Genomic DNA, 19,690 nt, shown 5'->3' on the forward strand with positions numbered 1-19,690 from the left:
GGTTCGAATCCTGCCGGGATCGCCAAAGAAAACGGGCGAAAATTCCTTTTAAATCAAAAGCATTTGCCCCCTTTATCCCCCCGCGCCGCATTCACATTTTGTGTAGAACAGATGCGGATCAATGCGGCTGTTTGAGGCCGGATGTTGCATCGAATCCCCGAAAAAATCCCCGAACTGATTTCGCACAGCGGAACTAAATCGCGTCTGGTGTGCCACAAACCGCTTGCGGTCTGTACACCATTCGTGTACAAACAATTCAGCGTTGGGATTGGCCCGACGCGAAAGGAAAATGGAGTCCTACAATGGGTTTGTTCAACCGCGATCCCCTCGCTCAGATGCAGTCCCTGCGCGATCAGGCCGAGCGCCTCGGCGTGCAGTTTCTTGAAGGTCACGCCGTCAAGGGAACGATCACCAAGCAGATGGTGCTGATCGTCGCCAAGACGCTGAACTTCCATCCCGACCAGCTGATCGAGATGATCCCGGATCGCCGTCGCGCTGGCCGTCACGCCAAGGCGATGGAGGGCCTGCGCAAGGCCAACCTGATCGGAGGTCGCGGACCGACCTTCGCAGATTTCGAGCAATACGATCGGGAACACTAAGACGACAGCGGCTCCGGGAAACCGGAGCCGCAATTTCCTTCCCCGACAGGAGCACTTGCGCCATGAGCGTTTACGATCTGATGCGGCAGCGCTGCGGCCTCTCGCAGACCGAGGCCGCCGAATTCCAAAGCGTGCGCCTCGATACCGTGAAATCCTGGTGCAGCGGCCGGCGCCCGGCGCCTGCGCGCGCCGTCGCCGAGCTGCGCGATCTCTATCGCCGCATCCTCGAGGCCGGCGCCAGCTACGCCGAGCAGCTCGAGCGCCGCGGCGCGCATGTCGGCGAGGATGGCTCGCAGCGTTACCTGGTCGGCGAGCCGCTCGACGACCAGGACGCGATCGCCCAGGGCTGGCCGAACAAGGCCGCATGCCTCGCCGCGCTCGGCGTTGCGATCGCCGCCCTGCCCGTCGACGCCGTGGCCGAGCTCGTCCCGCGTGACAAAGCCACGGGAACGCCCCGCGCCGGCAAGGCCAAGGCTGTCGGGCGATCAGATCCGAGATGATCTTCGCGGCCTGAACCTGCAGGTTGGCATGGCTCAGGAGCCGAAAATCAGTCATAGCGGCTTTAGGATGATCCGACGTCGCACCCGCCCGCGCTCGGACATGCCAAAGGGCGCGAAACTAGGGCTTGCGGATGTCCTCGAACTGTTCAAGCTGATGCGATGAACCAACCGAAATGCATCTGCTGCGACGACACAGGCTGGGTCTGTGAAACCCACCAAGACCAGCCTTGGTCCGGCCCACATGCCTGCACCTGCGGTGGCGCCGGCGCGCCCTGCCCGGCCTGCAATAGTCCCGACGATCGGCATGTCGTACCCCGCATGCCGCCAGGATTTCGGCCGGATCAGACCCGACGCGGGTAGAATGGCCGTTAGGGAGCCACGACCCTAAACCAGTCCCGCATGGTCTGCTTGATGCGCTCCTGCTCTTCGGCAGGGACCGCGCTCATGTGGCAGATCGTATTGCGCAGATGCACAAGCAGCCTCGCTTCCTGGATCAGTCCCTTATCGCGAACAAGATCGTCAAAGCCTTCCTTCCACTTCTCATCGATGATCTTGAGGAGCTGCGGCAGCGTCATAAGCGCGGACTTGTCGCGCGAGCCGAGCGACATCCAGCTTTTGACCTCTTCCTTCGCCTCCATGTCCCGAACTTCCTTTTGCACATCACCGGGCACTAGGTCGAACCAGTTTGCGACCGTGCCTTCTTTGGAAAGCACGTCGACGATCATTTCCCGCAGATATGCCTCAAAAACGAAGAAGAGCTTGTACGGCAGGGAGGCATCGACGGCTTTGCGCACGCTATCCGGCGCGAGGAGTGCCAAATCTATCTCATCCGAGAGTACCAGCGTCTCTTTCGGCACGACGCTGTCGATCCTGGCGACGGTCTTTTCGGCCGTCTGCCCGAGCATCATGAACAGCGACGCGGTGGAATCGATGCTCATTGGAACGTCTTTCGGATCGCGTTGAAGATATTGAGGTAGGTTTCCTCGCTCGCATTCGACGGCAAGACAACCTGGATGTTGTAGACGAATTCGGTGCGCAGGCCTTTGATGGTCTTGCGGTTGCCGTTCTGCTCATCGCTGGCTTCGCCTTCCTGGTCTTTTGGCGGAGGGTCTTTCTTCTCCTCTTTTTTTGGCGGCGCAGTCTTAAAGTCCCCGAGCTTTGCGATGACGGCAAACGTGCTGGCGATACGGGCGGTCATGTCCTCATCGGTGCCCGCCACCTGCGATATCAAGTTGCGCAGCTTCTCTCCGGTGTGCGTATAGGCTTCCTCATCGGCATCGAAGAGCGGGCCGTAGGCCTTGCGCACGCCTTCAGCAATGGCCGCCTGCCTCACCTTCTCAGATCCCTTGAGAAGGCTATAGCTGGACGTTGGCGTGTTGCCACTGTCTATGAATCCCAGATTGCGCAAGAAGGGAATGAGCGGCCGATCGTTCGTGGTCTTCAGGCCGATCGTGTTTTGCAAAAAGGCGTGCGTAAACGAATCTGGCACTTTGGCCGATGCAATCTTCTCAAAAAGCGCGGGAACGTTCTTATTGCTGCTCAAGTACGGCAACTGGACGGGCATGCTGCGGGCTCCTCGGGCGAATCAACGGCAGGGGAGATTAGCACCCCGCGCGCAAGTCAATCGCTTAGAGGTTGCGGTATCCCGCCTGTTCACAGCCCAGCGGTGCGAAACATCAATGTTGCGAAGAGTTGCTTTTGATAGTCTCGATCCGATCGGTCATGCGATCGAGCCGACCGCCGATGTCGCTCTTCAGCTCGCCGAAACCCGCCTCGAGCCGCCGGATGACATTCTCAAAGCTCGTCTTGCGGACGAACTCGTCGCGCGCCCATATCTCGACCTGGTAGAGTTTTGCGGCGAGCGTGCGGGCTTCCTCGGCCGCTTGCTGCGCCTCGCGCCTGGCGTCGGCGATCGCGATCTCGCCCGCGCGCTTGACTTCGGCTGCCGCGGCGGCCGCGCCCGCCGCAGCCGTTGCTGCGGCCGTCGCTGCAGCCTCCGACTTGGTGATCCGGTCGGAATACCGCGTCCAGAAACCAATGATCGTCAGCAGCAAGCCGATCGCCGCCGCGATCGCGCCCCATGTCACCGCGTCGCTCATTGCGCCTTCTTTCGCTTGAACAGGCTAAAACCGTGCGCCGGCTTTTCCGCCGGCGGTGCGCTTTCGCAGGACACGCCGTCGACGCGGCCGATGCCCTCGCGGACGTCCTGGTATTGGCAGACGGCGCGACGCAGGCAGGCATTGACCTTTGCCAGCGCCGCGCGGTCGGTTTTCCAGAGCCGCTCGATCTCGCCGGCGTCGAGCTCGCGGTCCGGCGTATCAACCGGCGCGCGCTCGCAGGCGGCGACGTCCGCCGGCAGCGCGGGAATGTTCGGCGCGTCCGGAGGCGGAGGCTGCAGCTTGTCGACGCTACCGGACGCCACGCACCCGGCGAGACATGTCGCGAGTAAAACACTTGTTAGGATTAGCCGGCGTTGCATCGATTGCCCCCTGGTTAAACTGGATCTGCGCCTCGGCCGCCGCGGCGCGCTTGGCGTCGCGTTGCTGAAGGGCATTGGCGAAAACGAGCTGGCGATCCTTCTCCTCGAGGCGCGCCTGCAATTGCGCATTGTGCGCGGCGACCTGCGCCGCCTCGCACTTGGCATCCGCCGAGCTAAAGCCGGCGTTGTAGAGATGCGCGCAGCCGGCGATCGCAGCGCCGCCGGCGACGACAGCCAGGCCGCCGGCGAACAGCGCGCCGGCGGCAAAGGGCGAGAGGCTGACGCCGGCGAGGCCCGCCAGGCGCATGACGATTGCGACGATCCAGCTCATGCGTGCTTCCCCTCGCGATAGTCAGCCAGGCGGCGCCGCTCGAGCTGGTCGGCAACAAACCAGACTAGGACGCCGACGCCGGCGACGACGACCAGGGCGGCGACGCCGATCGCGATCGCCTGGATCGCGCCAGGCGTCAGGCCGAGGGCGCCGACTGCCTCCTTTGCGGCCGAGACCTGCGTTGCGCGGTCTGTGAGCCAGGCGAGCACGCCGGCGCCGCCGAGGCCGGTCGAGCTGCCGAAGATCTTGCCGGCCCATCCCTTGGCCCGGTCGGTCAGTGCGATTGTCTGCGAGCCCTCGTCGCGAAGATCCTCGACGGTCGCGCTCGCCCGCGTCTCCGCGACCGGACGCGGCGCCTGCGGCTTGCCGAGCTCGGCGATCAGCTGGTCGTCGATCGCCGGCGTCAGCGGCAGGCCGCGCGCGTTGCGATAGGCCAGGATCATTCCCTCGGTCCGCCCCTGCGGCGATTGCTCGCCGTCGACCTGGCCGACGTCGTAATAGCCGAGCTCGCGCAGCCGCCCCTGCACATACGCGACGGCCTCCGGATCAACCGGCGCCGGCGTCGTCGCGAGCTTCGCATGCTCGTGCGGATGCGACGTCGCGAGGCCATGCTCGAATAGTGCCGCCTCGTCGTCGCGGCGGATGCGCAAGCCCTTGCTGTCAGGCCAGAGCCGTTTCATCGAGCGGATCAGGCCAGGGATCTTGGCGAGCTCGCCGCTGCCGATCGCGGCCTTGATCTGGCGCATCTCCGACCAACGCGGTCCCGGCTTGTTGAAGCCGCCGGCGTCGCGGTTGAAGGCGATCGAGAGGATGACGCCTTTGCAGTCCGGCGAGAGCTCGTCGAAGCCCGGCAGCAGCAGCCGGCAGATCGCTAGATAACGCGGAATGTCGTGGCTCGAGAAAACCTCGAGCGCGACGTCCCAAGGGATGTCGACGACGCCGCGCAGCTGGCGCGCCAACTTCTCGGCCGCCGGCCCTGTGACGCCGCAGCACTTCGCCAGCGCCTTCAACATCGCGTCCGGGATCTTGCCGGACCAATCGGCCAGGAACTGCTGCCGCGTCGCCTGGCCGACGTCATAGCCACAGCCGATCGTCACGCCGGACTGTTCGCCAGGCCAGGCCGCGCCGCTCAGATGCCTTGAATACCAGGCCGGGCTGGTGACCTCGGCGCTGACGATCAGGTCAAAGGTCGCGCGGGAGATTCCATGCAAATCGATAGCGCTCGCAGAAATGACTGCGCTGGTCATCGTGATAGGTCCTTTGTCTATGAGAGAGGGGTCAGTCGACGGATGGGTAGGTGTGGCAAAATGGCTCGCCCCCCTATTCGGAGGGGTTTACTTCAGGTTGCGGCAGCGTTACGCCGCTCGCGCGATGTCTTGAAACTCATCGCCGACGACATGGGCCAGCAGCAGAAAGTTACCGGCTGCTGCGCCCTGTCGCATGATCGCCAGTTGTTCAGCTGGTATTTTTATGCCTAATAGGCACGCCAATTCGGGCTTGAAACCCCGGAACGGCGGATACCGTAGTAGAGGCGAACCGGCTCCATGCCGGGGGGGCCCAGCAAATAAGCCGTTGGCAACACTAAGGTAGCTCCTTGGTGCATGACGGCGAATAACTGGGGTCAGCACCTCTACTGCTGAGTTTCAACCCACCCCGGCACCAGCCGTGGGCAGCGTAGAGGGCTGCTTCAATAATGTTCCCATCTGTAACCAGCGCCACGAGTCCGACCGAAAAATGCCCGGCCTGCTCGTTCTCGATGCTCCATCCGATTGGGCTGCACTATGTAGGCCCCGCCATTACGTCGGATTTTTTGGTGTTGCAGAACGCTGCCCTGCAGCCCTACTGCTGCGAGGCCTGCGGCTTGGTTTTCGAGGCGCGCGGCGTTCGTGAGTTCAGCGGCGACTTCTATGAGAAGACGTTTCGCCCTAAGCCCATGATGCGCGTCTACGGAAATACCGGATCTGTACCGCGCCCTGAGAAGGCAACTAATCTCATCGCCGAGATGCTTCCGAATCTCCCGGACAAAGGCGAAATGCTGGAGGTAGGTTCGGGCAAAGGCGCTTTCCTGGGCGGCTTCGCTAAACGTCATCCCGACTGGTCTCTGACCGGCATCGAACCCAGCATCCTGTTCAATTCAATTGCAGAAGCCGCCCCCGGCGCGACACTGCATCATGGTGGATACGAGAGCTTTGATTGCCCCCGAGACTCGAAAGACCTGATTGTCTCGCTTGGCGTGATCGAGCACGTAGATAATCCGCTCGGAATGCTGGAATGGATCAGCGCTGCCCTTAAGCCAGGCGGCCTGGCCTTTCTCGAGGCTCCGAATTTCAACAACCATCCGGGCGATCTGCTCTGCGCCGACCACCTGTCAAAGCTCACCCCCGAAGTTATGACGGAGTTCGCCGCGAACGTCGGCCTTCAAGTCATTGAGTGGAGGGACTTGGGTGTGCCGATGTACTTCGCGTTGCGAAAGGCAGGTAGCAGGAAGTCGCTTGTTTCCCAGTTCATGACGACCGGGCTTACCGCCACGAAGAACGCGACCATCACGTCGAAGATGGTTGACGCGGTAGCGCAGGCGCGGGATGCCGCACAGAGATCCGGAGAGAAGTTCGGCACTTTCGGCCTGGCCATTCCCGGCCTGTTCGCGCCCCTCTATCTGAAGATGCCCGCAACCGACATTACTGCGTACATCGACGACAACGCGGAGATGCACGGAACGAAGGTGCATGATCGGCCGATCGTTGGACCGAGCGATATCGCAAAGCTTGGCATCAAGCACGTCGCGCTGTCGATGAGCCCGCGCTACACGCAGCCAGTTGTGGAGCGCATGAACGCGATGGGCGTCAAGACTTACGTTTAAGGTCTCGAGCTGCGTGCGGCGATATTGCATCGCCGCACCTCGCCGAAACCCTTGCGCTGCTTGAGTTCGGCAACCGTGATTTCTCCCCATTCGCAGCGATAGATATTGCCATCAGCGACGTAAAGGGTGTCCATCGTCACTTCGCTAAGATCAGAAAGGACGGTTTCGCCTTCAAAGATCTCACCCATGTTTCAAGCCTCTCTGTTAGGTCGAGCGCAACGTCACATCGTTACCAGTGCCCAAGTCTTGCGACGGCCCGACATTATTGTACGCCCGGCCGTTCACATGATTCAAAGTCGAACCGGTGGCAAGTGTATATCCGTAACCCGCGTTGCCGATCGCCGCCGTTCCGTCGAAATCTAGCCGAACAGAATTCGGACCAACATAGTAGCCAGCGCCACCGCTTCCCTCCGAACGGCATCCGGTCCAGTTTACCAATTGGGTGGCTTGACTTGCTCCAATATAGTAACCAGCGCCAATGGAAGCGCGGGACAAACAACCAGAATAGAGCCCGGACGTCGCGCCGTCAGCGATGTAGCCGAAATAGCAGGCGAACGATTGGCATCCGATATATATGTTTCCAATCGGAACGCTTCCGGAATTCGCGATTGTTTGAAGGAAGCCGGCACCGCTTGTCCCGAGGCTGTTAGCGATGCCAACAGCCGAACAATTGTTGAATTCGTTTTCGATGCAATTTTCAGCAACCGTGAACCCTTGCGCAAGCGAGTTGATCACGGACGAATTGAAGACCTTGACACGTCGAATAAGATTTGACGTCCCGGTCCCGTTGCCGGGGTTGATGTTGACGCCGTAATCGGAAATCTTCGATCCATCGACGAACAGCTTTTCAAGCTTGTGATCGTAATGGCTTCCGTACAGGTAGAACGGGCGATTCAAAATCGCGAGCGCTTTGACCTCGCTAAACACGTTGTTCTGACAGAAATTCGCCGATCCACCGGGCGCGTTCCATCCATCCATAATCGCGCCGACGTAGAAATAGCCGGTCATTTGGACGCGCTCCAAAACGGAGTGCATCGAATTCGACATGACTGCTGCGGCTTGATAGATGTTGCCTTGGCAAATATCCCAATCGGCGAACGTGCCGCTGCCATTGAAGAAAATCGGATTGGTGCCGCTGCCCAACGTCACGACGTTTCCGGCGACCGTCACGACGCCTTCCATATAATTGCTGCGATTGGCGCGCGAAGTGAACCGCGCAAACGAAGCCGGGAACGGCAACACCGAAGGCAACGTGAAGGATTTCGGACCGCTGCTGTTGATCGTGTTCGATGTATTGGACGTGGCATAGATCGACGTATTGTCGAGCTGACCGCCGCTCCAAGTGCCTCTACTGCCGATGCGGATCAGCGGGCCGCTTGCATCCCAGTTCGCTTGATCTGCGGTGCGTCGAATGATTGCACCGGGATGCGCCTCAACGCTCATGTAATCCGGCAGGTTGATTTGTGCCGACCCCATGTTGTACGTGCCTGGCGGAACATACGCCCTGCTGCCGCTATTCCAGATTGCAGTCAGCGCGGCGAGCATTCGCGTTGAAGCGTTCGTTGCGCCAGTGTTGTCAATCAAACCGTCTTGAGACAACACGTTGTAGCGCCCCGATGCGATGTTCGCACCGAGATTAATTCGCGCGTCCGCTTTGTTCGGGAGATCGGAAAGATTGTTGGTCGAGGAAAGATCGCCTGCGCCCGGCTGACCGACGCGGTTGAAATTCCAGTCTCCGAACGTGCCGACGCCGTTCGCCTTGTCGACCGTCATCGTGATGGTCTGCGCAACGGGATCGTAGAGACAAACGCCCTCCATCCAGCTGGTCGGCGAGGCATTCGACGACGCGCGCAAACGGACGCCGTTCTGATACGAGAACCCCGTGACCGCCGAGAACACTTTCGTTCCCGTGCCGATCGCCAGGGCGGTCGCGCTCGTCGCCTCCGTTGCACTCTGACCGATGAGCAGCCATTTGCCGGCCGCCAGGTCCGTTGCGAAGTTACCCGACAGATGCGGGACGATGCACTGATAGATATTTTTGTTGATCTGGTGCACGACGATCGACGCCGGCGGACCGACAACGTAATTTTGGCCTGTCGCCCATGCCGCAGTATGCAGCCACGGCAGCGGCCCCGTCGCGCCTGTATCGCCCTTGCTGGCGAGCAGCACCCAATAGGTCGGATCAGGCGGCGCGTGACCGGAGCCAGGCGCCGCGTTGATCCAGACGTAGCTGGAGCCGTTCGCGGTCGCGACGTCCATCAGGCTATAGACGCGCGCGTTGTCGTAAGGCGCCGGATCTCCGAGCGGCTTCGACACGCCGACAAACGTCCACACGCCGCCGCTCTTGTACCATTCCTTGCCGGTCGCGGGCTGCCGCGCATATTGCCCCTCGTCGCCCTTGGACGGATCGGGACCGGCCTGGTCGGCGCGCACGAAGATGTAGAACCCATCGGCCTCGAGCGCGCCGGTCAGGCGGATGACCTCGGCCGAGTTTTGCGCGCCATTGAAGCGCAGCGGACTGGTCTGCAGGATCTGGTACTTGGTCCCGGCCGGCACCGCTGCAAACGGCCATTTGGCGATGACGAGATGCGTGTCATCGGTCACGCCGAGAATGTCGACGCCGGCGAAGCCGTCGACGATCAGCTTGTCGAATTGCTGAACGTTCGACGCCCAGAGCGGGCCGCCGGCGCTGGCAACGGAAACGGCGCCGGCGCCGATGGCTACGGTGCCGGTCGCATAGATCAGGTTCGGCATGGATCGGTCTCTCCGAAATCAGCTTGGTGCGAGCGCATCGATCTGCGCCAACAGGTCGAGGATCTGCGGCGGCGCGGCGTCGGCGTCAGGCCGGGCTGGCCAATTGCGCGCCATCGTCGGCGCGTCAGGCAGACTGGAAAGGTCGCGCAGCGCCTGGCGAAACGCAGCCCATGCATCGCGGTTCGCGACCGGCCGATCCGGCACCATGTATTGATCCGTCGAGGCCAGCTCGGCGGAAACCGCGAGCACGACGGCGAGCGAAAGCCGCTCGATCAGAAGCGCGCGCTTTTCGGCAGCGGGTCGCGCAACGATCGCGTCCTCAGGCTTCTGAAACGGCCCGATCAGGGCGACGTCGACCATATGCTCGAGCGGATCAATGTCGCGATCGTCTGCGGTCCGCAGGATGCCGTGATCGGGGAAATTGCTCTTGCCGTCGATCGGCTCGGCATTTCCCCACGACCGGATGTAGCCCGTCGCGTTGCAAAAGTGGATGATCGTCATCGCTTTGCCGCCATCACAAACATCGAACCGGACGCGACGCCCCAAAAGCCTGGATTGGTCATCGTCACGCTGACGGGGATCGCCATCACGCCGCCGGTAGCGGTGATCTGGACCGAACCCGAAAGCGTCGGAGTGAAGGAAACGTTCTGGCCAGAGAACGCATACTGCGAGACCACAGTGCCGTTCAGCGAAGCGGTGAACGTGCAATTGGTCGCGATACTGCCCGACTCATAGACCACAAGCGGACAATTCAAGTAGAGCGTCATCGTCTTGCCGGCCAACCCGGTCGTGTCGAGCGACAGCGTAGTCCCCACGATGACCGTCGTTGAACCGCCCACGGCGATGGCGCTGACGCCTTGCACGATCGGCGTAATGATCGCGTTGTCGCCAATGCTGAGGCTCTTGACGCTGAGCGCGCCGATGACGCCGCTGTCGGACGTGATCGAGCCAGTCGCAATCTTGACGGCCGTCACCTGGCCGGCGCCGATCATGCGGGTGAAGATGCTGCCGTCCAGATAGACATTCGCGGCGACGCCGACCGCGGGCAAACCGTTGATGGTGCCGACGGTAAACACCGGGATCGCCGCGCCGCCGTTATAGCCGGGGAGCTGGACCTGGAATTTGTCGGACTGCACGATGAAGGCGGACCAGTTCGCGCCGCCGTCGAGGCGGATGCTGCCGGTCACAACGCCGTTGACATTGATGCTGACGCCCCAGCTTGCGCCGACGATGCCGTCGAGCGTCGCAATCGCCGTCGCCTGCTCCGTCACGGAGGCATTGAGGTCGCCGAATTGCGCAGCGACCGTGACCTTGTAGTCGGCGAAGGCCGTCTGGGTGTCATAGGCAACGGTCCGGACGTCGTCGATCGACGCGTTGATGCCGTCCGCCGTCACCTGGACCAGGTTCTCGACCTGCTGCAGCTGGTCCCATGCCTGCTGGTTGCCCGCCTGCTTGGCGAGCGTGATCCGCGCCGCGACCTGGCGCATCTGGTCGGACATCGCGGTCTCGAGATCCGCGATATCCTGGGCGTGCTGCTGCTGCAGGGTCGTAACGGCGTATTTGATGCCCTCCTGCAACGACTTCAGGGCGACCGCGCCGTCCGAAATGACGATCGTCGGCGCCTCGAGGTCGACCGTCGAATAGGGACCGCGCAATGCCGAGTTGACGGCCTGGACGCGCAGCCGGAGCGCGGCGTTCTGCACGACCTGGTCGAACTGGTTCGCCGCGCCCTCATAGACCTGCGCCCAGGACGCGCCGGCGTCATAGGAGACATCGGCGATGTAGTAGAGCGCGCCGGCGGCCGGAAACCAGCTCGCCGACAGGATCGGTTCGGCCGTGCCCTGCCCAAAGCTGGCATTGAGGCCGGCAATCAGCGGCACCTTGTCGTTGCTCGGAAACTGCGGGCTCGGCAGCACCGGCGGGTTGCCGAGGTCCGTGGCATGGACGCGCTGGTCGTCGACGACCAGGCCCAGCGTGCACTGCTCGCCATTCGGCGCGCCGTTGAGCACAACGCAAAGCCGCGACTGGTTATCGCCGCTGCCGATCTCGAAGGACGGATCTTCTCCGCCGTCCTCGCGGGCCAGGACGGCCGCGAGCGTCGTCGCCTGCGCGGTTTGCGCCGCGGCCAGGCTGCCGGCGTCAAGCACGGCCTGCGACGCGTCCGCGCCCTCGGTGCACAGGGTCGGGCCGAACGATTTGCCGTTGGCCTGCCGCAAGCGAATATAGGTCGGGCCACCGTCCCAGCCAGGCGCGGGATTGAGCGTCAGCGTGCGGCCGGCGACAGCCACAACGGCGCCGCCATAGCCATAAGCCATTGGCAGCGCGGATTGCACCCGCACCACCGAGCCATAGGTGATTGCCCTGCCCTCGTATTCGACGTCGAGCTGCACCGTCTCGCGCCGGTAGATCGATTGCAGGTAGTAGAAGGCACATTCGCGGAACGCCTGGTCGCGGTTCACGATGCCGTCGACGCGCTTGGTCTCGGCGCTGGTCGCAGTGAACCCAATGGCGTTCGGCGGATACTGGACCTGCGCCGGCAGCCAGGTTTCCTCGTCGAGATATTCGACGACGACGGCGTCGGGATCTTCCTCGCCCAGCATCTGGAACGAGACCTGCATTGAATCCCGCACGATCTCGCGATCGCTGAGCATCATGGTCGGGACGTCGCGCCATTCGTCGCGCACGATCGAGATCGTGTCGCCAAGCCAGAAGTGCCGCGCCCTGGACGGCGTCAGGATCTTGTCGAGCGCATCCGGCACCGCGACCGCTGTCGCAAAGCGATAATCGAACGTGTCGCCGCGGTTGGCGCAGCCGATCGCGTGGTTCATGACCGCGTTGAAGTCGACCTTTGAGATCGGCAGGCCGGAGCCATATTGTGCGCTGGTCGCGGCGTCGAGAAATGCCCATGCCGGATTGCGCGTCGCCTGCAGCACGAAATTCGAGCCGTTCCACACCAGCACCTTGCGGGTGCCGAGCACGCCGAACTTGTAAGCGCCCTGCGTCGACTGCGAGGCCAGGAGGCGGACCGCGACGGTCGAGACGTCGGGAAACGAATTGTTGCCCTGCAGGAACGAGCGCAGACCGGCCCATATAGCCTGGTTGGAGCCGAGCTCCGTGCTGAAGGCCGCATCATCACGGCGAAAGCGCACGGCATAGCGGCCCGGCGGAACGTCGACCTTGCGACTGTCGCGGATCGGGCTGGTGGTGCCGTACAGGAACATGCCGGAGAACAGCGTCTGGAACGCGCCGATCTGCGCGCCGGCATCGTTGATCGGGCAATATTCCGCGGTCAGCGGAATGCGGGCGTAGCCGATCTTTGCGCCATTAGCGCCCTGGTTGAACGTGGCGCAGCCGGCCGGCAGGACGAAGTCGATCGCGATCGACTGCGCCAGGGTGCCAGGCGGATTGGCCGCGAACGGGCCGAGCCAGGCGCCCGATGTCGCAGCGCTCGGCGCCACGAAGAAGCCGCCGGCCGTGCCGCTGCCATCGGGCAGCTGCTGGCCGGACACCTCGGAGGACTGGTCGACGTTGGTCGGGAACAGCGTGACGGTCGCGCCCGGCTCATAGAACGCGATCTGCGCGCCCGGAAAGGTCGCCGAGATCCCGTTGGTTGAGTCCCAAAGGACCGTGTCGTCGACATAGATCGCCTCATATTCCATGCTGCCCATGGTCGGCGACAGCAGCACGTTGAGGTATTGGTCATTGCCGACGAATTCGCCCCAAGGCGTCGCCGCAAAATCCGGATAGTCCTTCACGCGGCCGTACCAGACCGGCAGCGGCTGACCGAGCTTGGCGACGTTGCCCTGCGCTGCGACCGAATAGATCTGATCCTGCGTCGCCGATGGCGTATTGGTCGCGCCGGCCTTTGGCGCAACCAGGGCGTTGACAAGCAGCGAGCCGCCGACGCCGATCGCCGCCGTCGTGGCGTAGGCGCCAAACGTTCCAGCTCCGAACAGCGCCGGGCCGGCCCAGATGGCGAACGCCGAGACCGCGACCAGCGCGACCAGGCCGATGACCTGCTTGACGGCGTTGCCGCCGCCATTTCCGCCGAGTGGATAGGACATGAAACGAACTGCGTCGGTTGATCCGATGCGACGCGACCGCCAATCCTTGCGCAGCACGGCCTCGCCATTGATCTCGAGGACGGTCGGAAGGCCTTTCTTGAACTGCCACCCGAATTCGCAATCGCGCACAGCCCAGCCGGTACGCCGCAGGAAAGCCGTGACGGTCTCCCGCGGGCGCGGCTCGGCGCGGCCGACCTCGAGGCCAGGCATCACCAGATGCAGCACCGGCTGGCGCGCGGCGGTACTGCGCCGCGCACGGCGTGCGCGCGGCCGCGGTGCGCCGACTTCCGGCGCCCGCAATCGCTTGACAGATCTGTGCATGTTACCTTGGCTCGAAGAAGGAGAGCTTTTTCCAGCCCATCTGGCGCAGCGCCAGGACGGTCTCAAAGGCGACGCCGGTCTTGCCGTCGCAGTGAATGACGCGCGCCTCGGGTTGCATCCAGACGCCGATATGCGCGGGAAAGCGCAGGCGCGCCATCAGCACCAGGGCGCCGTCCGCGGCCGTCACCAGGCCACCGGGCCCTTGCGGCGCCTCGCGCCAGAGCGCGCGCTCCGGATGCCCGGCGATCGCCTCGAGCACCCAGCGCTCGGAAAAGCCAACCGGCACTGCAACGCGCGGCAGCTCGCGGCTGAACAGCTCGCGTTGCACATGGCAGGCGAAATCCCAGCAGTTGCGGGACTGCCAGGCCCATGGCTCGCCGATCAGCGGCGACAGGAATGACGAACGATCAATGGACAAGAGCCCGTTGCCTTTCAAACGGCTGGGCGGATAACCCGACGGTAGGTCAGCTCATTGAGAAAGAGCGGACGTCGGTCAGCTTGACCGCCAAGGGCGCCTTTTTGGACCATTGAGGAAAGGGGGGCCCCCTAAACCTCCGTATCGTTCCGTTCACCCCTCTAGATGCCGGACGATAACCTACGTTCAGTTGAGCTGTTGATCGTGACCGTCTTAGGCTCCATGCGTTTGGAAAGACGCACAGGCTCATCAAGTGCGACAGTGAAAAAGGATGATCGACGAACAGCTGCGATAAGGCCAAGAGGAGACTACAATGCTCAACTGCTCCGAAAGCATTAAATCTGGCAGTGCCGCGCGATGCGCAGTTTGTGATGGCAAGTTCGGTCTCGTCCGGCACTACTCGTGGCGAACGCCTCTTTGTTCCAAGAAGTGCGCCGATCGCTTCAGAGCTCGCAGGGAAAGTGACCGCAATTGGGTGGGTCGGCTCCGGGTCACCTTCAACCAGCTGCTAGAGCACCGGGCGAGGACTTTGTGATGGTCGAGGTCTCACAACGAGGCAAGGCATATTTAGAGACAGCATGGACTTTGCTCCGCGCAGCCCAAACCATGACCGACTCCACGAGTGCGGGTCAGATTAGGGCCCTTGCCGACGACTACGAGCGGCGAGCTGAGAAAGCTGCTTCGCATGTTGATGCGGCCAAAGCATTCTCTCGATCGGCTGCTAGCGATGAACGTCGAATGGCGTGCATGACCGGGTGGGCATCTTCAAACACGTCCCCCGAATTCTGTACCATTGAAGCGCTGAACCTGCGCCCCGGCTCCAAGGAGCTGGAGGCATTCAACGTCGAGCGTGTGCGCGGCTACCTCGAATGCAATCTCGGCTGCAAGAAGAAGGAAGTGATCCACGCGCTAGGCCTGAATCCGCGCACGGTGGCCAAGGCCATCAAGATCATCCGGGCAAATGCTCATCGCAGCGATGGGGCTCTCCAGCCGTGATCAGGATCATCGCCGTGCTCTGCAATCTCTCCTCTCCGGCAAATTGCCACGAGCAGACCTTTACCACCTCAGACGTCTCGATGCAGTCCTGCCTGATGGGTGCGCCGGAACTCGCTGCGTGGATGAAGGAGCACCCGGCCGAACGCCTTGCGGGATGGCGCTGCGTGATCGGCAAACAGGATGGCAGGGGAGCTTAGGGTGGAAAGCCGCTTCCCCGGTTGCGTTGGAACCGTTCCAAAGGGTGCAATTACTGATTGGGACCGTTCGATAGACACCAAGGCCTGCCGATCGAGTGAGCCCTTGTTTAAGGTGCATGAGCCCGGAAGTGGCCCAAGGCTGACATTCGACGATACCTTGTGCAAGGTGGCTTTGTGAAGGTAAGGCGGACTTCGGCAGCTTAAGCCAGTAAGGATGGAAACTGCACATAATCGTAATTCCTGGTCAGCCTCGGAAACCGCTTGTTCTGCAGGTTTTTGACCATGACCGTCCCGGTCAGCGATGCGCCGACCATCTGCACGCTGCGCAGCTCAAATTCGATCGGCCCATAGGCCGGCTCGGTCAGGTCGCTGCCGAGGTACTCGCGATAAAGCACCTGGATATATTCGCGCGTCCCCTGCGCCGCGCGGATCTTCGGCACCAGCTCGCGGTTGACGTTGTCGATCTTGATCGTGGTCGACGGCGGCTGACCTTCCTTCTGCTCGGGATAGCCGGCCTGGAACGGACACGCGATGAATGTCACGGTCTCGCCGGCGTTGCGCGGCGCGCCCGCCTCGAGCCCAAAGGCCATATCGTCGCCGACATTGGCGACAACCCGCGCCGGCTGGTCAAACGACGACTGCCAGAGCTCGAGCGTGTAATAGATCCGTGCGCTAGGCGGACAAGAGGCATAGGCCTCGAGCAGCGCTTCATTGTGCGTCGGCATGGCTAGACGTCGTAAACCCGCAGCGTCATGCGGACGTCGACCTGCCCCGGATTCGGCCAGCTGGCGATCAGGGACGTGCCAGGCTTGATAAACTGACAGACCTTGTTCGCCAGCGACGTTCCGAGCCAGACGTCGACGGTAAAGCGCGCCGTTCCGAGGTTGAGCGTGGTCTTAACCCACTCGACGAACGTGTCATAGTCGGCCGCGTAGAAGCGCATCGTCTGTGTCACCGTACCGACATTGTCGCCAGGCCGCGGACGCTGCCGCGTGTTGCCCTGCTCCATGTCGGTCGCGATCGGATCGCGCATGCGCTGCAGACCGAAACCCTCTTTGAGGATGACGGCGTTTGCGATCGGGAATGCTGGCAATGCCATTGTTTATTGCCCCGTGAACGGTTTGACGCCGTACTGGTCGCCCAGCACGCGCCGGCCAGTGCCGGTCGACAGCGAGTCCCCCACCGCGCCGTCGACCATCTTGCGCAGCGTCACCGTGATGTCGCCGTTCGGCGCGTGCTCAATCGCCGGCGTCCCATCCGTGTAATTGTTGATCGTGACCTGCGGCGATCGGCCTCCGCCGCCGCCGAGCGCGGCCATCTGGCCCGGCGTAAAGACGCCCTCGCCGCGCTGCGCGATGATCGGGATCTCATTTCCGGCGATGCCACCCGTGTGAAAACGCGGCGCGTCGTCGAAATAGGCGCGATGGATGTAACGCATAGACGTCGGCTCCGAGCCGATGATGCCGCCCGTGTGGTAGAGACCGCCGATACCGCCGACGCCGGCGGCGCCCGTCGACGACGCACCGCCGCCGCCGGCCGAGCCGCCAAGCGAGAATAGGCCGAGGCCGCCCGCCGCCGACTGCAGCGACCGCATCAGCGGCTCGACGATCGTAATCTTGATAATCATCTGCTCGATCGCCTTGACGATCGCATTCGACATGTCGGTAAAGCCTTGGCCGGCCGACTTGGCGCCCGTCGTGATATCGGTCAGGCCGTTGACCAGGTCGCCCTCGATCGATGACGAGATCCCCTTAAAGGCATTGTTGGTGCGGATCGCCGCCGCATACGTGCTGTCCAGCGCGGCCGGCACATCGTTTCCATAGATCCCCTTGAGCTGCGAGGCGATCGCGACGTCGTCGGACGACAGGAATGCCGTCTTGCTGTTGAAATCGATTTGCGAGCTTACCTTGGCGCGCGCCAGGGCGTCGGCGGCAGCAGCCGCGCGATCGCGCAGCGCGGCGAACTGCGCGGCCTGCGCCGCCGTTTCCTTGCCGTTATTGGCCTGCACTGCAGACGTCTCGGCGGCCGTCGCGCGGAACGACGCGAGCGCGGCATCGCCGAGCCCGACCGCCCTGGTATCGGCCTCCTGCGTCTCGGTATGCTTCCGCAGCGAGTTGATGGCGCGATCGACGGGATCTGCAGCCGCATCGCCCCTCGCCGCCACATTGGACGGCCGGCCGAACTGCAGCCCGGCCAGGCCCGCCTGCATCGACTTGAGCGACGCTGCCTGCCCCTGCCAGGCAAACTCGCTTTGCGCGTTGCTGGTGTCCGTGATCGAGGAGCCCGTCCCGGCGTACCACTTGATATCCTCTGGCCTGATGCGCTCGACCGACGAGCTCAAGATGCGGCCGGCCGATTCCCAGAAGTCGAGCGAGAAAACCGACGCATTCTTGAAGTCAGCCAGCGCGCGCTCGGTCTCCGGCGTGATCCCGATCCTGATGCCGACCGTCTGATTTGTGCCAGGGCCGCCAACAGCGCCGGACAGGGCGTCGAGCTGCTCGTTTGCCGCCTTCTCGATCGCGTCCCGGTCGATCGACTTGATGAATTTTGCCGCTCGCTCGATCAGGTCATCCAGGAACGGCAGCAGATCCGCGAACGCTGCTTTCATGTAGAGCGACCATTGGACCGAGCTCTTGCGCCATTCCGCATCGAAATCGGAGGCGCGCTTGACCGTCTCGTCGTCAATGACGGCGCCGGCGGCCTGCGCCTGGTTGCCGAGATCCGCCATCGCGCCGGCGCCCTGCTGCAACAGCGGCACCCATTCCTTGGTAAAGCCGAGCATCTGCGCGATCGCGGTCGCATCCTGCGGACTGCGCGCGCGGCTGACCAGGTCGGCCGCGATTTGCAGCAGCTGGTTCTGGCTAATCAGCTGCCCGTTTGCGTTGCGCAGGCTGATGCCGTTGGCGTCGAACTCTTTCGACAGCGAATTAGCGTTGCGCTGCGCGTCGTTGAGCAGCTGCGCCGACTTTTCCAGCCCCGCATTGATCTGGCTTTCGGTCAGTCCGGCGATCTGGCCGCCGAACTGGATACCCTGCAAATCCTTCAGCGAAAGCCCGACGCGATCGGCGAGCGAGGACAGGTCGGCCAGCGACTTGTTGAAGCTAACGATATAGTCCAGCGCCTTGTTGACCGTGGCCGCCGCCGCGATGGCGCCAGCGCCGAGCGCGACCAGGCCGACGTTAAAGCCGGTCGCCGCGTCCGTGCCGCGCTGCGCGGCGCCGGCGGCGCTGTCCATCGCCCGCTCGTAATCGGATGCGCCCTGCGTGTTCGCATCGATGACGAGCTCGGTCACGACCTGGTCGGCCATCACTCCTCCGTCTGCAGTTTCGAGTAATCGACCAGATAGAGATCATCGAGCATTTCGAGGATCTCGAGCTCCCACGGAGCCAGGTCGGTTTGAGTCCGACGCAGGAATGCGTCGATGTCCTGCCATTCGATCGGCGACAGCGCAAAACCGTTGCCGCCCTTGCGCCGGCGCAGCCGGTCATAGATGCGCCAGAGATAACTCAGCGCCCGCGGGATCGGCGGGACGGTCAGGATCGCTTCCCGCTCGGCCCTGCGCTTTGGATCTCGCGTCCGGAGGACGAGGCCCTCGAGGACCTGCCGATAGGTCTCGCCGGCGTCGCCGGCCCTCGAGGACAGCAGAAAGCTGCGCTCGGCGAATGCCCTCAAGTCTGACTTGAGGGCCTCGTAAAAGCCCGCTCGCTCGTCAGGTAGTCGGTCACCTGGACAAAGAAGCTGCCGAGCTCCGGCCGCAGGAACAGGTCGACGGCACTCTCGATCGAGAACGGGATCGGATCTGGCGAAACCGTCTTGAAGGTCGGATTTGGCGACCATCCGACGATGCGGCGGCAAACCTTTGTCACGTTTTGCCGGCGCCGATCGGCGACCGTCTCATCCTCGGTTTTCCATTTGCGGCCGTTAACCTGCGCGAACTCGATCGCCTTCTCCTTCTCGATCGCGTCGCGGGTCGATTCATTGTTGAGCGCGATCGTCTGCGGATGCGCCGGACCGGCGAGCTCGATCACCCAGCCGATCGGCGTATCCGTGCCAGGCTTGCGGATCTGCAGCTTGAACGTGTCGACGGGCAAATGCGCGGAGAGATCGAGGATTGCAGTTGATTCAGTCATGTCGGGTTGCCTTTTGTCGGAAAGGTTGGCCGCAGGGTCCGACA

At 62.8% G+C, this 19,690-nt stretch carries 21 protein-coding genes; 5 read left to right on the forward strand and 16 right to left on the reverse strand.

Going from position 1 to position 19,690, the window contains the following annotated elements:
* Positions 1-302: 302 nt before the first annotated feature.
* Both ACVIGA_RS00005 and ACVIGA_RS00010 read left to right on the forward strand, forming a co-directional pair.
* Positions 303-599, forward strand: coding sequence for a hypothetical protein (locus ACVIGA_RS00005; protein WP_456664844.1), 297 nt, complete (start codon positions 303-305; stop codon positions 597-599).
* Positions 600-661: 62 nt separating this feature from the next.
* Entirely contained in the window at positions 662-1,099 is a 438-nt protein-coding gene (locus ACVIGA_RS00010; protein ID WP_456664845.1) for a helix-turn-helix domain-containing protein, read from the forward strand.
* 368 nt (positions 1,100-1,467) lie between these two features.
* On the opposite strand, the gene ACVIGA_RS00015 is transcribed toward ACVIGA_RS00010, so the two are convergent.
* From ACVIGA_RS00015 to ACVIGA_RS00040, 6 genes are all read right to left on the reverse strand, one after another.
* Complete coding sequence (locus tag ACVIGA_RS00015) at positions 1,468-2,037, reverse strand: Swt1 family HEPN domain-containing protein (protein WP_456664846.1); 570 nt, start codon at positions 2,035-2,037, stop codon at positions 1,468-1,470.
* Positions 2,034-2,663 (reverse strand): DUF5343 domain-containing protein, encoded by a 630-nt coding sequence (locus tag ACVIGA_RS00020; protein ID WP_456664847.1) that lies wholly within the window; start codon positions 2,661-2,663, stop codon positions 2,034-2,036. The genes ACVIGA_RS00015 and ACVIGA_RS00020 overlap by 4 nt, the downstream gene beginning before the upstream one ends.
* A gap of 112 nt (positions 2,664-2,775) precedes the next feature.
* Positions 2,776-3,198, reverse strand: coding sequence for a hypothetical protein (locus ACVIGA_RS00025; RefSeq protein WP_456664848.1), 423 nt, complete (start codon positions 3,196-3,198; stop codon positions 2,776-2,778).
* Positions 3,195-3,521 (reverse strand): hypothetical protein, encoded by a 327-nt coding sequence (locus tag ACVIGA_RS00030; protein ID WP_456664849.1) that lies wholly within the window; start codon positions 3,519-3,521, stop codon positions 3,195-3,197. Before ACVIGA_RS00030 ends, ACVIGA_RS00025 begins: the two co-directional genes overlap by 4 nt.
* Positions 3,508-3,909 (reverse strand): hypothetical protein, encoded by a 402-nt coding sequence (locus tag ACVIGA_RS00035; protein ID WP_456664850.1) that lies wholly within the window; start codon positions 3,907-3,909, stop codon positions 3,508-3,510. Before ACVIGA_RS00035 ends, ACVIGA_RS00030 begins: the two co-directional genes overlap by 14 nt.
* Entirely contained in the window at positions 3,906-5,156 is a 1,251-nt protein-coding gene (locus tag ACVIGA_RS00040; RefSeq protein ID WP_456664851.1) for a peptidoglycan-binding protein, read from the reverse strand. The genes ACVIGA_RS00035 and ACVIGA_RS00040 overlap by 4 nt, the downstream gene beginning before the upstream one ends.
* 566 nt (positions 5,157-5,722) lie before the next feature.
* On the opposite strand from ACVIGA_RS00040, the gene ACVIGA_RS00045 reads away from it, so the two are divergent.
* Positions 5,723-6,769, forward strand: coding sequence for a class I SAM-dependent methyltransferase (locus tag ACVIGA_RS00045; RefSeq protein ID WP_456664852.1), 1,047 nt, complete (start codon positions 5,723-5,725; stop codon positions 6,767-6,769).
* Here the strand turns inward: ACVIGA_RS00045 and ACVIGA_RS00050 are convergent.
* The 5 genes from ACVIGA_RS00050 to ACVIGA_RS00070 are packed head-to-tail and all read right to left on the reverse strand — an operon-like array spanning position 6,766 to position 14,326.
* Complete coding sequence (locus ACVIGA_RS00050; RefSeq protein WP_456664853.1) at positions 6,766-6,957, reverse strand: hypothetical protein; 192 nt, start codon at positions 6,955-6,957, stop codon at positions 6,766-6,768. The two genes, ACVIGA_RS00045 and ACVIGA_RS00050, sit on opposite strands and share 4 nt — an antisense overlap.
* Before the next feature lie 16 nt (positions 6,958-6,973).
* On the reverse strand, positions 6,974-9,523 hold the full coding sequence (locus ACVIGA_RS00055; protein WP_456664854.1) for a hypothetical protein: 2,550 nt from the start codon (positions 9,521-9,523) through the stop codon (positions 6,974-6,976).
* Positions 9,524-9,541: 18 nt separating this feature from the next.
* Entirely contained in the window at positions 9,542-10,024 is a 483-nt protein-coding gene (locus ACVIGA_RS00060) for a phage tail assembly chaperone (RefSeq protein ID WP_456664855.1), read from the reverse strand.
* Positions 10,021-13,908 (reverse strand): host specificity factor TipJ family phage tail protein, encoded by a 3,888-nt coding sequence (locus ACVIGA_RS00065; RefSeq protein WP_456664856.1) that lies wholly within the window; start codon positions 13,906-13,908, stop codon positions 10,021-10,023. Before ACVIGA_RS00065 ends, ACVIGA_RS00060 begins: the two co-directional genes overlap by 4 nt.
* A gap of 1 nt (position 13,909) precedes the next feature.
* Entirely contained in the window at positions 13,910-14,326 is a 417-nt protein-coding gene (locus ACVIGA_RS00070) for a hypothetical protein (RefSeq protein ID WP_207839949.1), read from the reverse strand.
* Between the two features lie 603 nt (positions 14,327-14,929).
* On the opposite strand from ACVIGA_RS00070, the gene ACVIGA_RS00075 reads away from it, so the two are divergent.
* Together ACVIGA_RS00075 and ACVIGA_RS00080 are read left to right on the forward strand one after the other, a co-directional pair.
* Positions 14,930-15,319, forward strand: a complete 390-nt coding sequence (locus tag ACVIGA_RS00075; RefSeq protein WP_176531151.1) for a hypothetical protein — start codon at positions 14,930-14,932, stop codon at positions 15,317-15,319.
* Positions 15,316-15,516, forward strand: coding sequence for a hypothetical protein (locus ACVIGA_RS00080; RefSeq protein ID WP_173642961.1), 201 nt, complete (start codon positions 15,316-15,318; stop codon positions 15,514-15,516). Before ACVIGA_RS00075 ends, ACVIGA_RS00080 begins: the two co-directional genes overlap by 4 nt.
* A gap of 200 nt (positions 15,517-15,716) precedes the next feature.
* On the opposite strand, the gene ACVIGA_RS00085 is transcribed toward ACVIGA_RS00080, so the two are convergent.
* Genes ACVIGA_RS00085 through ACVIGA_RS00105 form a run of 5 tightly spaced genes read right to left on the reverse strand, consistent with a single transcriptional unit; the run spans position 15,717 to position 19,646 of the window.
* On the reverse strand, positions 15,717-16,241 hold the full coding sequence (locus ACVIGA_RS00085) for a DUF1833 family protein (protein WP_176531150.1): 525 nt from the start codon (positions 16,239-16,241) through the stop codon (positions 15,717-15,719).
* 2 nt (positions 16,242-16,243) lie between these two features.
* Positions 16,244-16,615 (reverse strand): hypothetical protein, encoded by a 372-nt coding sequence (locus tag ACVIGA_RS00090; protein WP_207839951.1) that lies wholly within the window; start codon positions 16,613-16,615, stop codon positions 16,244-16,246.
* Between the two features lie 3 nt (positions 16,616-16,618).
* Positions 16,619-18,823 carry a hypothetical protein gene (locus ACVIGA_RS00095; protein WP_207839953.1) on the reverse strand — a complete coding sequence of 735 codons (2,205 nt, stop codon included), beginning with the start codon at positions 18,821-18,823 and terminating at the stop codon, positions 16,619-16,621.
* A complete protein-coding gene (locus ACVIGA_RS00100; RefSeq protein WP_224496761.1) occupies positions 18,823-19,188 on the reverse strand; it encodes a phage tail assembly chaperone in 366 nt (121 codons plus the stop codon). Before ACVIGA_RS00100 ends, ACVIGA_RS00095 begins: the two co-directional genes overlap by 1 nt.
* The gene (locus ACVIGA_RS00105; RefSeq protein ID WP_207839955.1) at positions 19,185-19,646 is read right to left on the reverse strand and encodes a hypothetical protein; all 462 of its coding nucleotides are present in this window, start codon (positions 19,644-19,646) and stop codon (positions 19,185-19,187) included. The genes ACVIGA_RS00100 and ACVIGA_RS00105 overlap by 4 nt, the downstream gene beginning before the upstream one ends.
* Positions 19,647-19,690 lie beyond the last annotated feature (44 nt).

The organism is Bradyrhizobium sp. USDA 3240, from assembly GCF_054063295.1.

What these genes read in the sequence shown, in the direction of transcription:
- ACVIGA_RS00005 (WP_456664844.1), top strand. Translation starts at nt 303, where the DNA reads ATGGGTTTGTTCAACCGCGATCCCCTCGCTCAGATGCAGTCCCTGCGC.
- ACVIGA_RS00010 (WP_456664845.1), top strand. Translation starts at nt 662, where the DNA reads ATGAGCGTTTACGATCTGATGCGGCAGCGCTGCGGCCTCTCGCAGACC.
- ACVIGA_RS00015 (WP_456664846.1), bottom strand. Translation starts at nt 2,037, where the DNA reads ATGAGCATCGATTCCACCGCGTCGCTGTTCATGATGCTCGGGCAGACG.
- ACVIGA_RS00020 (WP_456664847.1), bottom strand. Translation starts at nt 2,663, where the DNA reads ATGCCCGTCCAGTTGCCGTACTTGAGCAGCAATAAGAACGTTCCCGCG.
- ACVIGA_RS00025 (WP_456664848.1), bottom strand. Translation starts at nt 3,198, where the DNA reads ATGAGCGACGCGGTGACATGGGGCGCGATCGCGGCGGCGATCGGCTTG.
- ACVIGA_RS00035 (WP_456664850.1), bottom strand. Translation starts at nt 3,909, where the DNA reads ATGAGCTGGATCGTCGCAATCGTCATGCGCCTGGCGGGCCTCGCCGGC.
- ACVIGA_RS00040 (WP_456664851.1), bottom strand. Translation starts at nt 5,156, where the DNA reads ATGACCAGCGCAGTCATTTCTGCGAGCGCTATCGATTTGCATGGAATC.
- ACVIGA_RS00050 (WP_456664853.1), bottom strand. Translation starts at nt 6,957, where the DNA reads ATGGGTGAGATCTTTGAAGGCGAAACCGTCCTTTCTGATCTTAGCGAA.
- ACVIGA_RS00055 (WP_456664854.1), bottom strand. Translation starts at nt 9,523, where the DNA reads ATGCCGAACCTGATCTATGCGACCGGCACCGTAGCCATCGGCGCCGGC.
- ACVIGA_RS00060 (WP_456664855.1), bottom strand. Translation starts at nt 10,024, where the DNA reads ATGACGATCATCCACTTTTGCAACGCGACGGGCTACATCCGGTCGTGG.
- ACVIGA_RS00065 (WP_456664856.1), bottom strand. Translation starts at nt 13,908, where the DNA reads ATGCACAGATCTGTCAAGCGATTGCGGGCGCCGGAAGTCGGCGCACCG.
- ACVIGA_RS00075 (WP_176531151.1), top strand. Translation starts at nt 14,930, where the DNA reads ATGACCGACTCCACGAGTGCGGGTCAGATTAGGGCCCTTGCCGACGAC.
- ACVIGA_RS00085 (WP_176531150.1), bottom strand. Translation starts at nt 16,241, where the DNA reads ATGCCGACGCACAATGAAGCGCTGCTCGAGGCCTATGCCTCTTGTCCG.
- ACVIGA_RS00090 (WP_207839951.1), bottom strand. Translation starts at nt 16,615, where the DNA reads ATGGCATTGCCAGCATTCCCGATCGCAAACGCCGTCATCCTCAAAGAG.
- ACVIGA_RS00095 (WP_207839953.1), bottom strand. Translation starts at nt 18,823, where the DNA reads ATGGCCGACCAGGTCGTGACCGAGCTCGTCATCGATGCGAACACGCAG.
- ACVIGA_RS00105 (WP_207839955.1), bottom strand. Translation starts at nt 19,646, where the DNA reads ATGACTGAATCAACTGCAATCCTCGATCTCTCCGCGCATTTGCCCGTC.